The sequence below is a fragment of the Accumulibacter sp. genome, assembly GCF_031732815.1.
Taxonomy (GTDB): domain Bacteria; phylum Pseudomonadota; class Gammaproteobacteria; order Burkholderiales; family Rhodocyclaceae; genus Accumulibacter.
Map to the genome: position 1 here is coordinate 13,639 of NZ_JAVMKF010000128.1, position 15,062 is coordinate 28,700.

Here is a 15,062-nt window from a genome sequence, read left to right on the forward strand (position 1 = left end):
TTATGTAATGCATGTCCTATTGCATCGGCAAGCATCCGCATATTAATCGATTTTGTCCAGGAGCAAGGGGTCTGGCGATGCCGGCGGACCCGGAATTGCGCAATGCAGCAAAAAAGCTTGACGCAAGGTTCTCGATCAGCCATAATTCAGTCATCGGCAGCGACGCGGCAAGCCCGTGCCAAGCATGCAGTGGCCGACGGCAGCAGTGCAGCTCTTCTCCGAATGTCTCCTCCACCCTCTTCCTTTGGTGTGGATTTAGCGCGGTTCGCACGAACCGCGCTTTTTTTTGCCCTGCTTGCCGACTGCGCGAGGGCGCCCGCCGACCTGCCCAGCACTCGCCTCGGCGTGTCCTAGCGGCCAAAGCGGTAGGTCCAGAAAATATCAAGCGCGTTGTCGGACCCGGCACGGCCGACCACCGACAGATTGCGGCCCAGATTGGCCGTCAGCTTGACGATGCTGCCGGTTGCATTGAGCGCCTGCTCGTAGCTGAGCAGCAGATTCGCCGACAGGCGCTTGCCGACGCTGACGATCTGCCCAGTCGCCGTGCTCGCGCTGCCGAAGCCGCTCGAGCTGGCGATACGGCTGCTCAGCCGGCGGCCCGAACCATCAAGCGTTCCTGTGCTGATGCCGAAGTCGTCGATGCCCAGGCTGCGTTGCAAGGCCTTCACCGGCCCGCCATCCTGCCCGCCGAGAATCGCCTGCCCAGCCGCGAAGAGCAGCGCCGAATCCTGCCCACCCTCCTGATCCGGCGCGTGTCCGAGGACCAGCCACGACAGCTTTTCCGCATCCGGCACTGGCGGATCGGAAATCAGGCGAACGATCGGCCGGCGGGCAGTGCCGCTCACCTCGACGCCGGCTTCGACCGGCAGATTCGCCCGCACGGCGCGGATGTTCAGCCCGGGATTGTCGATCAGCCCCTGGAAACTGACGATGCCGCGCTCGATCTCCAGCTTCTGGCCATAGGCATCGAAGCGCCCGTCGCGCGTGCGGATCGACCCGCTGGCGCGCAGCGGCTCGCCGCCCTGTGCGCGCAGCCGCACAGCACCGGCCAGGCGGCTCTCGACACCCGCGCCGCGAAAATGGAAGTGGCGGCCGAGATCGGTCTGCAGATCGACGCTGAGCAGGCGCGGCGCACCTGAGGACGGCGCCTGAGCGCCGCCCTGCCTGACCAAGACGTCGTCCGACAGCCTCGGCCTGCTCAGCCCGGCGAGTTGCCAGTACGCCGCGTCGACCGCGAGCTGGCCGACCACGGCCAGCGTGCCGGCAGCCAGCGCCAGCTCTGCGTTACCCGAGACGAGCAGCCACTGGTCGGGCCGTTGCCACACGCCCAGACGCTCGGCGCGCAACTTTAGCACCGCGTCGGCCTGCCCGAGGCGCAGTTCGCCACTCGCCGAGAAGCGCCCTGGCTTGCCGGTCAGCTCGCCGGGAGACATTTCCGTGGCCACCTGCAAGGCACGCGGCATCGCCTGCAGCTCGCTCTCAAAACTGAGTTGATCGAGCTGCAGACGCCAGTCGCCGGGCGCCTCGCCCCCAGCCAGACGCGCCTGCAGCCGGCCACGCTCCAGGCGCATTCCCTGATCGAGCGCGCGCAGCGCCAGTTCCTCACCGCGCAACTCGCCAACCAGACTGGGCTGCGCCGGCGTACCGCCGAGACGGGCATCGCCCGCCAGCCGGCCGCCGACCTGCCAGCCGTGACCAAGCAAGGGTCCGAGCCAGGCGAGATCGGGTGCGTTCAGCCGGAGTTCGCCACGCCACGGCGCCAGTCGATCAAGCAGCGCGCGCGCCGACGCAGCGGCACTGATCTGCGCCGTCAGCTCGCCAAGCCGCGCGCCACGCAGCCTGAGCTCGGCGAAACGTCGTGCGTCGCTGCTGCCCAGATCGAGCCGGGCCTCCTGCAGGCCAAGCGGCAAAGCGCCAACGACCAGATCGCCACTTTCGCGCGCCAGGCGCACCCGGCCGGCCGGCAGACGCGTCCCGCCGCGCGAGCCGGGCTGGCCGAGATCCCATTCCCCACCCAGACGCAAGGGCGCTCCGTCGCCTGCCGGGCTGGCGAACGTCGCCGCCAGGCCCGGCGAGAACTCGGCGAGCGTGCGCGCCAGCGGCAGGCCGCGCACGCTGCCAGCGCTCTGCCAGCCAGCCGACGTCAAGCGCAGCGATTCGAGGCGCGCCGACCAGCCCCCTGCCCCCGCCAGTTCGCCGACACCCAGCACCAGCCCGCCGCCGGCGAAGCGCCAGGGCAGCGGCGCTACGAGGCGAAGGAACGGTGTCGTTGGCTCGACCAGCGACGCGACCGTCAAGTGGTCGAGCGTGCCGCTCCAGACCAGCCCGCCCACCTGCTCGCCGAGCGCGCCGGCGAGCTGCAGACGCAGCTCGCGCGCTCCCGCCAGAGCGGCCTGCGCGTGCAGGCGGTGTGCGCTGCGCAAGCCTTCGACTTCGAGACTGAGCCCGCTGAGCACGCCCTCACCGCCTGCCCGCGCGTACCCGGCCAAGCGCACCTGGCCAGCGAAGACGCCTTGCGCACCCTCGCCCAGAGTTGCCTGCGCCTGCAGCCCGCGCAACTCGCCGATCGCCGGCAGGGCCAGGCGCAGCGCCTGAAACTCGCCGCTCAGCGTCGGCGCGGCGAGCGTCCCGCCGAGCAGCAGGCGCCCGTTCAGGTCGCCGCCGATGCCCAGCGGATCAAGCTTCGGTGCAGCGACAACGACATTCAGGCGATCGCCCGGTGCGCCAAAGGCACCGGACGCGGCAAGCCGGTTGCCCGCTGCGCTCAACTCGATGGCCACCTGCGACAAGCGCTGCCCGGCAAGTTCGAGTATGCCGTTGCCGGCCAGCGTCTGCCCGGCAAGGCGGCTGTCACGCAGGGCAAAGGCGAGCTTCAGCGCGAGCGGCGCCGCACCGCGCCCCTCGGCGGCAAACGTCGCATTCAGGCGCGCCGCGGGCAAGTGGGCGAAACGGCTTGGATCGAAGTCGCGCAGGCTGCCGCGCGCGACAAATCCGCGCTCGCCGTGCAAGGCCAAGCGCCCGTCGGCACGCAGCTCGGCCTTGCCGGACGACAGGCGCAAGCCCTCGACGCGCACTGCCGCCGGATCGGCGACGATGCGCGCGGCGACGGCGAAACGCGCGTCGTGCAGGTCGAGCGCAAGCGTTTGTCGGTGCAGCGCCAAGGTCGCGTGCAGCGCTCCGGCAAGCTGCGTGCGACGCAGCGCGCCGTGCAGCGCTACCGCGTCGAGGCGGGCAGCGCCCAGACTCAGCGCCAGTTCATCCGCGTGCCAGCGCCCGCTGCCTTGCAGGCGCCCGCCGCCGACCAGTTCGGCGTCGAGCGCCGACAGACTCAACTCGCCGCCACTCAAGCGCAGGTCGCTGCGTAGCGATTCGAGCGGCAGGCGCTGACGGTCAAGTCCGCCCGCCAGACGATTGACCAGCACCAGGCGCCCGGTCAGTTCGCCCGGCGAGTCGCCCGGCGGCTGCAAGTCAAGTTGCACGGCAAGCGCCGCGCGCGGAGCGCCGTCGACCCATGCAGCGGGATCGACGCCCGCCAGACGGACGAGCGCAGCGCGATAGAGGCCAGGCGCGAACGGCGTCAGATGCGCCTGCAACTCGCCGGAAAAATCCTCGCCCGCCCGCCCGGCGAGTGTTCGCGCACTGCCGTGCACTGCGACATCGGCGAGCGGCCCGTCGGCGGAAAGATCGAAGGCGAGCGCGCGCCCACCGCTCTCGCCCGCGACCGCTGCCTTGGCAAGAATGGCAAATGGCGGCTCGACGCCCACGCTGAGTTCGCCGTCGACCGCCAGACCCCACACCACAGCGCGCAGGTCGGTGACGCGGTGTTGCTCTGCGTCGCTTTGCCAGTGCGCCTTCAGGCTTTCCGCAACGGGCAGTGCCTTGCCGTCCGGATGCGCGTATTCGCCGACCTCGATACGGCCGAGGTCGATTTCATCGACGACGACGGCCAGCGGCAGGCGCAGCGTCCGCGGCGGCAGCGTTTCGCCGCTCGCCAGCGTTGCCACGCGCAGGCGCGCCGCAGCCAGCCGCTCAATCACCAACCGCCCGCGCAGTAGCTCAGCCGGGCGCCACACCACCTGCAGTTGCTCGAGCTGCACGTCGAGCGTAGCGCTGCGCCAGTGCAGCATAGCGACGGCCGGCGCGCTGGCCAACGTGCCGCTTGCTCCACTGACGGTCAGTTGCCTGCCGGCAACCAAGGTCAGCATGCGGCAGGTTGCACGCCACCCAGCCTCGCTTGTCCACGCCCAGACGGCGCCGACGAGCAGGCCGAGAAGACACGCCGCGAGCAGCCAGCAGCGCGCACGGCGCCCGCACCTCGGGCGGCACGTCGCTTCCCTCATCTGGTCGCCCTGCTCGTCGCTCACCGCGCCTCCAGCGGCCGTTTTCGACTTCATCTTTGCCGCCTCAGAAGGGAATCGCCAACGAAAAGTCGAGGCGCAGCTTCCCGACGCGCTGGCCCCAGGCGAGATCGATGCCGAGCGGTCCGGCCGGGCTGCGCCAGCGCGCGCCAACGCCGTAACCGGCGGCCAGTTGGCGCGCCCGACGCTCGTCGAAGGCATCACCGGCGTCGAAGAAGAGCGCGGCACCCCAGTTCGCACTCAGCCAATGCAAGTACTCGAGGCTCATCGTCAGCAGATAGCGTCCACCCACCGTCGCCGTCCCCTCGCGCACGCCGAGGCTCTGGTAGGCATAGCCGCGCACCGAGTTGCTGCCGCCGGCGCGAAAGAGGAAATCCTGCGGAATCCCGACGCGCGAAGGCGCCAGCGTCGCGCCCACTTCTCCGCGCAAGAGCAGCGCGTCGCGCGCACTCAGCGGAATCCCCTGGCTGTAGCGCAGATAAGTGCGCAGAAAATCCTGATCGGAGAGAAGGCGCCGGCTGCCGCCACCAAGCTGCACCTGCAGCGAAACACCCTCGGCCGGGTCGAGCGGATCGATCGCGCGGCGCCAGGTCCACGCGAGTAGCGCGGTCAGCGCCCGGCTGGCGCTCTCCGGCGCGCCGTCCGGCAAGCGTTTCTCCTCCTGCCAATTGACGCTCAGCCGCTGTTCGACGCTGCCGCGCTGTTGCACGCGCATCGCGCCGACGGCGAAACGACGAATCGCCAGCCCGGCGATATCCGACTCCTCGAACGACGTACCAAGGCCGTCGCGCCGCCGCCGCTCATCGGGCGGGAAGAAGAGGTCGGCATACGCCGTCTGACGCAACTGCTCGACGCGTAGCCCGCTCTGCAACTCCCAAGCGCGCGAGAAGACGTCGCTGTTGCGATACGTCGCCTCCATGCGCAAGCCGGTATTCGTGCTGTAGCCGCCGCCGAGCGAGACCTGGTAAGGCGACCGCTCGCGCAGGCGGACGAGAACCGGCGCGGTCAGCACGGCGTCGCTGGCCACCGGTGGCGCATCCGCCGCGTCGTCGGCGCGCTCCAGCGTGACACTCGCCGACGAGAAATAGGGCGTGCTCTGCAGAGCATTCTGCAAGGCCAGCAGGCGGTCCTCGCGGTAATTTTCGCCCAGCTTGACGCTGTCGTTGAAGCGCGCGACGAGCGTCGCCGGATAGCGCTGCAAACCGCTGATCTTCAGTTCGCCGAAACGATAGCGCGGCCCCGCCTCGGCCACGACGTAGAGGTCGACCCGGCGTGCCGCCGGATCGACCTCGGCACGCGTCTCGCGCAAGCGCGCGCCGGCGTGCTCGACCGCCAGCAGGTCGGAAAGCAGCGCGTGCTTGGCCTCATCCCATTCGCTCTGGCGAAACGCTTGCGTCGGTTTCAGTCGCCACCCGGCGATGAGCGACGTGCGCCTTGCTTCGCTCAACTCGCCGAGCAGCTCGATGTGCACCTCGCCGATCAGCGAGCGCTCGCCCGGATCGACAAGCAGCACCAGTTCGCCGCCGTCACGGCGCAACTCGACGCGCGGCGAGAAGTAACCCTCGGTCGCCAGCAGACTTGCCGCCTCGCGCTGCGCCCGACGAGCAAACGCCGCCTCTTCCGTCGCATCGCCGAGCTCGGGCCGCTCGAGAAAGCTCGTCAGCAAGGCACGCACCTCCTCCGGCGCGACCAGCCTTGGCACCTCGGCGAAAGCCGGCAAGGCAGACAGCAGCCCGGCGAAGGCGAGCACGGCGAGTGCGGAAGAGGAGGACATGGTGGAATCGGCAGGTGGTCGACACGCGCCGGGTCGCACCGGTGCGGCGTCCGTCAGCATACTACCGCAAAGCGTCGGCGCAGCCATGTTCAGTCCACGCCGGCGGAAACCACACAGCGGTGACGACAAGCAGCAGAGCAAAAACGCGCTTCGCCCGGCACCCGACGGCCAGCGCCAACGCCCCCCGCTGTTCATCGGCCAGATCGCGGAAGAGCTCGCCAAAACGCTGGCGAGGATCGATCAGGTCTTGAAGTCGGCCACCGTCTGCTTCAGATCGGTTGCCATCCGTTCCAGGTCTTCAGCAGCGTCGCTGGTTGCCCGCACTTGTTCAAGGTTGCCTTGCGCCAAGGTGGCAATCGCTTCCACATGGTGGACGATGGCGGTAGCCGCTTGGTGCTGCGAGGTCGCCGCCTCGACGATCTCTGCCACCACTTGCCTGACCTGTCCGCCGGCCAGGCGCACCTGTTCCATCGCCTTTCCAGCGTGCGCCGACAGGCCGGCGATCTCACCCGTTCTTCGCTGGCATTCGTCGATTCCGCCGACGGACTGTCCAATCTCGTGGCGGACCGTGCTGAGGATGTCACCGATCCCTGCCGTCGCGGTGTCGGTCTTGTCGGCCAATTTGCGCACTTCGTCCGCCACCACGGCAAAGCCGCGCCCCAGTTCGCCGGCGCGCGCGGCCTCGATCGCAGCGTTCAGCGCCAGCAGGTTGGTCTGACGGGCAATTTCCCGAATGACCTGAACGATGGCATCCACCTCGCTGGAGCGCTGTTGCAGACTGCCAAGTTGTGCGGCGAGCGCGCCAACGCTGTCGCTGGTGGCCTCAACCGCTTGCACGACCTGGGCGACGACGGCACTGCATTCAATCGCCGCCGTGGTTGAGGTTTCCGTCAGTTGCCCGGCTTGCTGCGCACGCCTGTTCAGATCGGCAATGGTCACGTGCAAGGTCTCGACCACCGCCACGGCTTCGTGCGAAGACATTTGCTGGCGCGCCGAGCCTTCCCGGACCAGCTCGGCGACGCGAACCATGTTGGTCGCCGCGACGCGCAGACCCGCCATACTTTCCAGAACACGACAAACGATCTGCTGCAGCCCGTTGATCAAGGCGTTGAACGCACCGGTGACCCGCCCGAGTTCGTCCTGATGCGGCCACTCCACGCGACGTGTCAGGTCGTGTTCCTGATCGACCGAAACGATGGCCGACTGCAAGCGGCGCATGGGCGCCATGATTCGCCGATAGGTGGCGACGAAAAGCACCAAAAGGGCGACCGTCAGCACAACGCTGGTCGCACTCACGACCGCGACCAGCCGTTCGACGCGGACGGCTGCTTCGGCCGCCGAGCGTGCGCGCAACTGGGCAATCTCCTGACTGAGGGAGTTGCCCGAACTGATCAGGCGACCAAAGGCGACCATCGCTTCGTCGTTGTCTGGTCCCGGCGACCTGATTTGCAGGAACGCATCGACAGTGCTGCTGAAGGCTTGCCACTTGGGCGCAATCTGGCTTTCCAGTGCGGCTTGCAGCGGAGTTCCAGCGCTGGCGGCGATCAGTCCTGGCCAGACTTCATTGAAGGCTTGCACGCTCTTGCGTGCCAAGTCCTTGGCTGCCGGTGTACCCTGCGTCAGGATTACTTCATCGAGGCCGCGCAGACTGAGCTGCAAATTGATGAACTGTTGCGCAGACGAAGCCTCGATCGCTGCTTCCCGTTCGAGCATGCGGTATCCATAGATGCCGGCAACGAGCAGAAAGACGACGATTGCCAAAGAGAGGCAACCGGCGAGCATCAGCCGACTGCCGATCGATGGACTGCGCAGGCGCACCGGGACGGTCTCCGGTGGCTACTGGGCGACCGGAAGATTTCGCGCTGTCCACCCGGCAAAACCCTCGCGCATCCAGGAGACATTCTTGTACCCGGCATTGATCGCCAGAGTGGCCGCCTTGTACGACTTCCAGCCTTTTGGCCCGTCGCTGTAGAAGACGATCTGGGCGCTCTTCTCGCCCGGCAGCTTGGCAAGCTCGAACGAGTCCTGGCTTGCGTCAAAGTTGGGGCTGAAATCGCTCTTCTCCTTGTAGGAAACGATCGTCGCGCCGGGAACGTGGCCTTTGCCGAAATTCAGCGCGTTGCGTGTGTCAAAGAAGGAGGCGGCCTTTTTGTCGAGCAAGCCCTTGGCTTCATCGACGCTCACCACTTTTCCACCACGGATACTGCTTGGCGTATCGGGTTTGTCGTCGGCCGCCAATGCAGAGGCGGTCAGGCAGACGCTGGCAATGGTCGAAACGAGGACTGCTCTTGTTAGACCCATGTGTGTTCTCCCAAAGGTGATCAACGAACGAACGGCAGAGCGCCGTTGCAGAGCACTACGGCCGAATCCCGGGTGACTTTAGGGCAGGCAGCGCCAATCTTGCCGCTCGGAGATGGATTTTCCTACCTTGTGCCGAGACGGCGAGCGGCCGCGGCAAGGACTGCGGCGGTCGCCGTGTGTCGGCGCGGAAAGCGACCGTAGCGATTTTCCTGTCGCCGCGTGGCCGGCTTGGGCATAATCGGCAATTGCGCGCCGCCGGAGCGAGCCGGCTGGCGCATCGTCAAACCACCGGCGGCGCCAGCGCCGCCATCGACGCCCCGCATGCACGAACGTACGCCGCCCGGTATCGCCGCTTTTGTCCTGATGATCGTGCTCTGCGCGACCTGGGGCTTCCAGCAAGTGACGATCAAGGTCGCCAGCCAAGGAATCAGCCCGGTTCTCCAGTCCGGGCTGCGTTCGGCAATCGCCGTGCTGTTGCTCGTCGTCTGGGCACGCTGGCGCGGAATCGCGCTGACCCAGGCCGACGGCACGCTGCGCCCCGGCCTGCTGGCAGGTTTTCTGTTCGGGCTGGAGTTCGTCTTCATCTATCTCGGATTGTCGTATACCACAGCGTCGCGCCTGATCGTCGCCCTGTATACGGCGCCGTGCTTCACCGTGCTCGGCCTGCATTGCTTCGTCGCCGGCGAGCAGATCAGGCGGCGACAACTGGCCGGCGTGCTGCTCGCCTTCATCGGCATCGTCTTTGGTTTTGCCGGCGACAGCGGCGCAGCGTCCGACGCCTGGGTCGGCGACCTGCTCGGACTGCTCGCGGCGATTGGCTGGGCCGCGACCACGGTGCTCATCCGGGCGACCCGCCTGGCCGCCATCAGCGCGAGCAAAGTTCTGTTCTATCAACTCGCCGTCTCGGCAGCCTTGCTCCTGCCGCTCTCCCCGCTGATCGGCGAGAGCGGCGTCAGCCAGCTCAACCTGCCGGTTGTCCTTGCCCTCGCCTATCAGGGGGTGATCGTCGCCTTCGCCAGTTACCTCGCCTGGTTCTGGCTGCTGACACGCTACCTGACCACCCGGCTGTCGGTCTTTTCCTTCCTGACGCCGCTCTTCGGCGTTGCCTTCGGCGTTCTGCTGCTGAACGAGCGCTTGACGCCGAGTTTCATCGTCGCCGTTGCCTGCGTGACTTCCGGCATCGTCCTGGTCAATCTGCCCGCTCCGCGCCAGCGCGCAGCGCGCCGCGACGGCTGACGAAATCGCCCGGACGAGCGAACGGCAACACCAGCCAGCGGCCAGCCGCTCAGCGATAGACGAGCACCGGAATCTTCGAGTGCGTCAGCACCTTGTTCGTCTCGCTGCCGAGGAGCAGCGCGCTGAATCCGCGCCGACCGTGCGAAGCCATGAAAATGAGGTCGCACCCCGCTTCGTTCGCCGCATCGATGATCGCCTGATACGGCAGGTCGCTGGTCAACGCCATGCGGTCGACCTGAACGCCGGCGGCTCGCCCGAGTTCGACGACGAAGTCGAGCACCTGTTGCGCCTGTTGCTCGGCCAGTTCGGCGAATTTTTCCGGCGTCGTCGGGTCGATCAGCGCGCCTTCGCCGAAATAGCTCACCGGATACTCGGGCTTGGCATAGAAGGCGGTGATCCGGGCACCCGCCTCCTTGGCAAACGAGATGGCGCGCCGCGCGGTGTCCTGCGAGAGTTCCGAGCCGTCGGTCGGCACGAGGATGTTCTTGAACATGGTGAATACTCCGGATAACGATCAAACAAGGCGCGGCAGGCAAGCCGACGGATAGCGACTGGTCACACACCGGTGAAGCGCTCGCGGGTGCCAGCCAGTATTCAGTAAAGCGTTCGCCGGCAGGACTGTCAAGACGCGCGCGTCGTTGCCCCAACGCCCAGTGCGGCGAGCACGGCCAGTCCCTGCAGCACGGCGACGCCGACCAGGACGGTGGCAAAGCGCCGGCCATCCATCAATCCGCCAAAAACCAGCGGCGCCAGCGCCAAGCCGCTGTCCAGACCCGAATAGACGAAGCCATAAACGCGACCGTAGGCCGCCTGTCCGAAGCGCGAGGTCGCCGCGCGGCGCACGAGAAGATCGCGCGAGGGTCCGGCGATTCCGGTGCAGAAGCCGATTGCGGCCATCAACGGGAGGACCGCCAGCGCGGCGAGCGGTACGCCGGCGACGAGCAGCGCGAGCAGCGCAGCAAGCAGCAGCGCTACGGCGATCAGCTTCTCGTGCTCACCTTTCCGGGCGAGGAAACCGCCAGCGAGAATACCGCCAGCGCCGCCGGCCAGGTAGGCGGAGAGCGCCGTCGCAGCGGCCGCCAGCGACAGCCCATGCAGGTTCTGCAGGATCGGCGTGACGAAGTTCTGGAGCGCGCCGAAAGCGGTCGTAATAAGCACGAAAAAGAGGAAGCAGAGCCAGACGGCAGACGAGCGCAGGAAGGCAAAGCTCGACCCCGCCGGCTCCCCGGCAGCCGGCCCGGCAGTCGCTCCAGCCGCCCAGCCCGGCGGATCGGCGAGCGTCCGGCGGCGCCAGAAGAGCAGGCCGAGCGCGAGCAGCGCGAGGCTCGCGGCGGCGAGCGCCGCCAAGCGCCAGCCGCAAGCTGCGGCGAGCGCGGTCAGGAAGACCGGCGCCAGCGCCCAACCGAGGTTGCCCGAGAGCCCGTGGATGGAAAAGGCGTGCGGCAGGCGCGGCGACGAGACGTGTCGGTTGAGCACGGTGAAGTCGGCCGGATGGAAGACGCTGTTGCCCAGACCGGCGACACCGCCGACCAGAACCAGCATCGCATGCCCGTCGGCCAGTACCAGGAGCAGCGCGGCGATGGCGAAACAGCCGATGCCGCCAGCGAGCACGCACGCCGCGCCGTAGCGGTCGACGAGGAAACCGGCGAGCGCCTGAGCGATCGCCGAGACGACGAAGAAGACCGTCATCGTCACGCCGATGGCGCTGAAGCTGAGGCCGAAGTCGTCCATCAGCCAGGGGAAGAGCGGGGGCAGCAGCAGGTGAAAAAAGTGCGAGACGCCGTGGACGAAGCCGATCAGCGAAATGACCTCGAAATCGCGCGTTGGCGGCGTGGCGCTTGGAAGAGTCGCCTCTGGCGCGGCGGGTCGAGAACGCATCAGCGGTGCGCGGGTCCAGAGGCCAAGGCTCCGTCGGCAGCCGGCGGGCTCGCCGCGCTCGCTTCTTCGCCGATGACCAGGCCGTCTTCGCCGGCAGCGCAGACAAAAGCGGCAGCGCAACCAATGCCGCCGCCGACCCAGACGAGTTCGTCGCCGGCCCAGAGCAAGGGCAGTCGGCGCCGCTCCCAGGACGGCACGCCAGCTTCCTGCAGCAGCTTGCTCAGGCTGCGGCGCGGCCGCCGCGCGTCGAGCTGCAGGTGTTCGCCCCCCTGGCGCAGGCGTAGCCAGACAGGCAAACCGCTCAGCCGGCGGCGGCTGAGCCCGCCACCAACCACCGATCGGAAGGATATCAGCCGCTCGCCCCAGGCGATCTGCCCTTGGCCTTCCCAGCGCACCGCCGCTGGCGGCGCCGGCGCGACGCCGGTCAGAACGTACAGCAGGCCGCGATGCACACGCAGTTCGCCATCCTCGGTCTTCAGGCAGGGCTGCGCGCCGGCAGCGCTGCCAACCAGTTGGCGCTGCGCCTCGGCGAGCCAGCGCGCGTCCGGGCTGCGCCAGCCGGCCGCGGCGAGCTCGCAGCGCAAGAGGTTGCGTGCGCGCGCCGGCGACAAGCTGCATAAACGCGCGAGATCGATTCGCCCGCCGATGCCAGCGACGCGCTGCCGGTCGGCGCGGGCCACTTCGTCGAGCAATTCCTGCGCCTCGGCAAAGTGCGTGGCAGCGCGCGCCAGCGCCGGTGCCGCCCCCGGAAAGACCGCCGTCAGCCGCGGCAACACTTCGCGGCGCAGGAAGTTGCGCCGGAAGCGACAATCAGCGTTGCTCTCGTCTTCGACCCAGGTGAGCGAGTGGGCCGCCGCGTAGTTGGCCAGCGCGCGTCTCGGCAGGTCGAGCAGCGGCCGGATGAGTTGCGGCCCGCCGGGCAAAAGCCGCGCGCTGCGCATGCCGGCCGCTCCGGCAACCCCGGCGCCGCGCAACAGGCGGAAGAGGACGGTTTCCGCCTGGTCGTCACGGTGATGTGCCAGCGCCAGCCAGTCGGCTGGGCAGTCGGCGAAAGCAGCGTAGCGCGCGCGGCGCGCTGCCGCTTCCAGGCCGGCGCGATCGTTGCGCCCGACGGCGACGCGCACGACGCAAAGCGGCACGGCAAGCCGCGCACAGAGCTCGTGACAGAATGCCGCCCAGCCTGCCGCGTGTTCGCTCAGCCCGTGCTCGACATGCATGGCCGAGAGGCGCCAGCGACCGCCCGCGAAGGCATCGGCCCGCAAGCCGGCCAGCGCGTGCAACAGAACGACCGAATCGCGCCCGCCGGAGAGTCCGACACACAGGCGTTGACCGGCAGCGAGGCGGCTGCTCAGAAAAGTGGTGAGCGTCGCCAACACTTCAGCCTGCGGACGCTGAACCGGCGGGCTCATCGCGCGCCTGCCCGCAGCGCCCGCGAAGTGGCCACGACGCTACCTGTCCGCGCGCCGACGGCGTGCCGACGAGCGATCAACAGTAGACGAGTTCCTTGACTCGCCCGTAGGTCATCAGGCGGTCGACGCGTCGCCGCACGAGTTCGTCGGACGGGACGGAACACAGCTTGTGCAGCGCTTCGCGCAGCGTCTTTTGCAGGTTCTGCGCCATCACCACAGGGTCGCGCTGCGCACCGCCGTCAGGTTCGTCTACGATGCGGTCGATCAGACCAAGCGACATCAGCCGCGTCGCCGTGATCCCCATGATTTCCGCCGCGTCGCTCGCCTTCTCGGCGCTCTTCCAGAGAATCGACGCACAGCCTTCGGGCGAAATGACCGAGTACGTCGAATACTGCAGCATCTGTACCAGATCGCCGACGCCGATCGCCAGCGCGCCGCCCGAACCTCCTTCACCGATTACCGTGACGATGATCGGCACGCGCAGCTCGGCCATCACGTAGAGGTTGCGACCGATGGCTTCCGACTGGCCGCGTTCTTCTGCGTCGATGCCGGGGTAGGCGCCCGGCGTGTCGATGAAGGTCAGCACCGGCAGGCCGAACTTCTCGGCCAACCGCATCAGGCGCAGCGCCTTGCGATAGCCTTCCGGACGCGGCATACCAAAGTTCCGGAAAAGCTTCTCCTTGGTGTCGCGCCCCTTCTGGTGGCCAATGACGACCACCGGCTCGCCGTCGAAGCGTGCCAATCCGCCGACGATGGCGTGGTCGTCGGAAAATGCGCGATCGCCGTGCAGCTCCTCAAAATCGGTGAACATCAGGCGCAGGTAATCGAGCGTATAAGGCCGCTGCGGATGGCGCGACACCTGTGACACCTGCCACGCCGAGAGCTTGCTGTAGATCTCGCGCGTCAGTTGCTGGCTCTTCTTTTCGAGTCGGGCAATCTCGTCCGAGATATCGACCGCCGAATCGTCCTGGGAGAAGCGCAAGGCCTCGATCTTGCTCTCGAGGTCGGCAATCGGTTGTTCGAAGTCGAGAAAAGTGGTCTTCATCAGGCCCGGCCGTATCTGCAGGAATGCGATGGGAAAGTGTGTCATTCTAACCGAAAGACCACCCGGGAAGCCCGCCGGCCACACCTCTTCGGCCAACGCAGCCGGATGAATTCAACGCCGCACTTGTCCACCTGGCTCGACGCCGGCACTCCGCCAGCCATCCACTGTAAAATCTCAGCATGGCGCACGATACCGGCTACAAGCTGCTCTTTTCCCACCCGGAAATGGTGCGCGACCTGCTGTGCGACTGGGTACCGGGCGACTGGCTGGCTGAGGCCGACTTCTCAACGCTGGAGCGAATGAACGCGAGCTACATTGCCGAGAACGAGAAGGAACGCCACGACGACATGGTCTGGCGCCTGCGTCTGCGCGATCGCTGGCTGTGGGTCTACCTGGTGCTCGAGTTTCAGTCGGAAGCCGACCGCTGGATGGCACTGCGCATGCTGGTCTATGCCGGTCTGCTGGCGCAGGATCTGGTCAGGCGGGGCGAACTGAGCGATGGCAAGCTGCCGCCCATCCTGCCCGTCGTTCTCTACAACGGTCAGCCGGTCTGGCGCGCACCGACCAATGTGCGCGATCTCTTTGTCGCGCCGCCGCCCGGCCTGGCCGACCACCAGCCGCATTTCGCCTATCATCTGATCGACGAGGCGCGCCTGCGACTGCATCCAGCGACGAGCGTACGCAACGCGGTCGAGGCGCTCTTCCGACTCGAGCACGGGCGCTCGCCGGAAGAGTTGCGGCGCGTCATCCAGGCACTCGACGCGCTCCTGCGCGATCCGCAGCAGCAGCCGATACGGCGCTCGTTTACCAACTGGATCAAGCGCCTCTTGCACCGCAAGAGCGCTCCGACGACATTCTCGACAATGGCGACCGAGATTGACGCAATGAGTGATTTCATGGAGGCCGACAGCATGCTTGCCGAACGTATCGAATCTTGGTTTGAGGAAGCAACCCAGCGGGGAATTCAGCGGGGAATTCAGCGGGGAATTCAGCGGGGAATTCAGCAGGGAATTCAGCAGGGAATTCAGCAGGGAATTCAGCAGGGAATTCAGCAGGGAATT

General features: G+C 67.3%; 10 protein-coding genes. 2 read left to right on the top strand and 8 right to left on the bottom strand.

Going from position 1 to position 15,062, the window contains the following annotated elements; translation table 11 throughout:
- Nucleotides 1–350 precede the first annotated feature (350 nt).
- From RKP46_RS09170 to RKP46_RS09185, 4 genes are all read right to left on the bottom strand, one after another.
- On the bottom strand, nucleotides 351–4,394 hold the full coding sequence (locus RKP46_RS09170) for a translocation/assembly module TamB domain-containing protein (protein WP_311106368.1): 4,044 nt from the start codon (nucleotides 4,392–4,394) through the stop codon (nucleotides 351–353).
- 10 nt (nucleotides 4,395–4,404) lie between these two features.
- Nucleotides 4,405–6,132 (bottom strand): BamA/TamA family outer membrane protein, encoded by a 1,728-nt coding sequence (locus tag RKP46_RS09175; RefSeq protein ID WP_311106369.1) that lies wholly within the window; start codon nucleotides 6,130–6,132, stop codon nucleotides 4,405–4,407.
- Nucleotides 6,133–6,372: 240 nt separating this feature from the next.
- A complete protein-coding gene (locus RKP46_RS09180; RefSeq protein WP_311106370.1) occupies nucleotides 6,373–7,950 on the bottom strand; it encodes a methyl-accepting chemotaxis protein in 1,578 nt (525 codons plus the stop codon).
- 18 nt (nucleotides 7,951–7,968) lie between these two features.
- The gene (locus tag RKP46_RS09185; RefSeq protein ID WP_311106371.1) at nucleotides 7,969–8,433 is read right to left on the bottom strand and encodes a rhodanese-like domain-containing protein; all 465 of its coding nucleotides are present in this window, start codon (nucleotides 8,431–8,433) and stop codon (nucleotides 7,969–7,971) included.
- Between the two features lie 321 nt (nucleotides 8,434–8,754).
- Between RKP46_RS09185 and RKP46_RS09190 the strand changes: the two genes are divergently transcribed.
- Entirely contained in the window at nucleotides 8,755–9,669 is a 915-nt protein-coding gene (locus tag RKP46_RS09190; RefSeq protein ID WP_311106372.1) for a DMT family transporter, read from the top strand.
- Nucleotides 9,670–9,718: 49 nt separating this feature from the next.
- On the opposite strand, the gene RKP46_RS09195 is transcribed toward RKP46_RS09190, so the two are convergent.
- The 4 genes from RKP46_RS09195 to RKP46_RS09210 all read right to left on the bottom strand — a co-directional run bounded on the left by RKP46_RS09195 (nucleotide 9,719) and on the right by RKP46_RS09210 (nucleotide 14,001).
- Complete coding sequence (locus RKP46_RS09195) at nucleotides 9,719–10,162, bottom strand: universal stress protein (protein WP_311106373.1); 444 nt, start codon at nucleotides 10,160–10,162, stop codon at nucleotides 9,719–9,721.
- A 128-nt stretch (nucleotides 10,163–10,290) separates the two neighbouring features.
- Nucleotides 10,291–11,547 (bottom strand): MFS transporter, encoded by a 1,257-nt coding sequence (locus tag RKP46_RS09200; protein WP_311106374.1) that lies wholly within the window; start codon nucleotides 11,545–11,547, stop codon nucleotides 10,291–10,293.
- Nucleotides 11,547–12,956: a tRNA lysidine(34) synthetase TilS gene (gene tilS, locus RKP46_RS09205; protein ID WP_311106375.1), complete on the bottom strand. Its 1,410-nt coding sequence runs from the start codon at nucleotides 12,954–12,956 to the stop codon at nucleotides 11,547–11,549. The genes RKP46_RS09200 and tilS overlap by 1 nt, the downstream gene beginning before the upstream one ends.
- Nucleotides 12,957–13,032: 76 nt before the next feature.
- Nucleotides 13,033–14,001 (bottom strand): acetyl-CoA carboxylase carboxyltransferase subunit alpha, encoded by a 969-nt coding sequence (locus tag RKP46_RS09210; protein WP_311106379.1) that lies wholly within the window; start codon nucleotides 13,999–14,001, stop codon nucleotides 13,033–13,035.
- 179 nt (nucleotides 14,002–14,180) lie between these two features.
- Between RKP46_RS09210 and RKP46_RS09215 the strand changes: the two genes are divergently transcribed.
- A partial coding sequence (locus tag RKP46_RS09215) for an Rpn family recombination-promoting nuclease/putative transposase (RefSeq protein WP_311106376.1) occupies nucleotides 14,181–15,062 on the top strand: 882 nt, incomplete at its 3' end.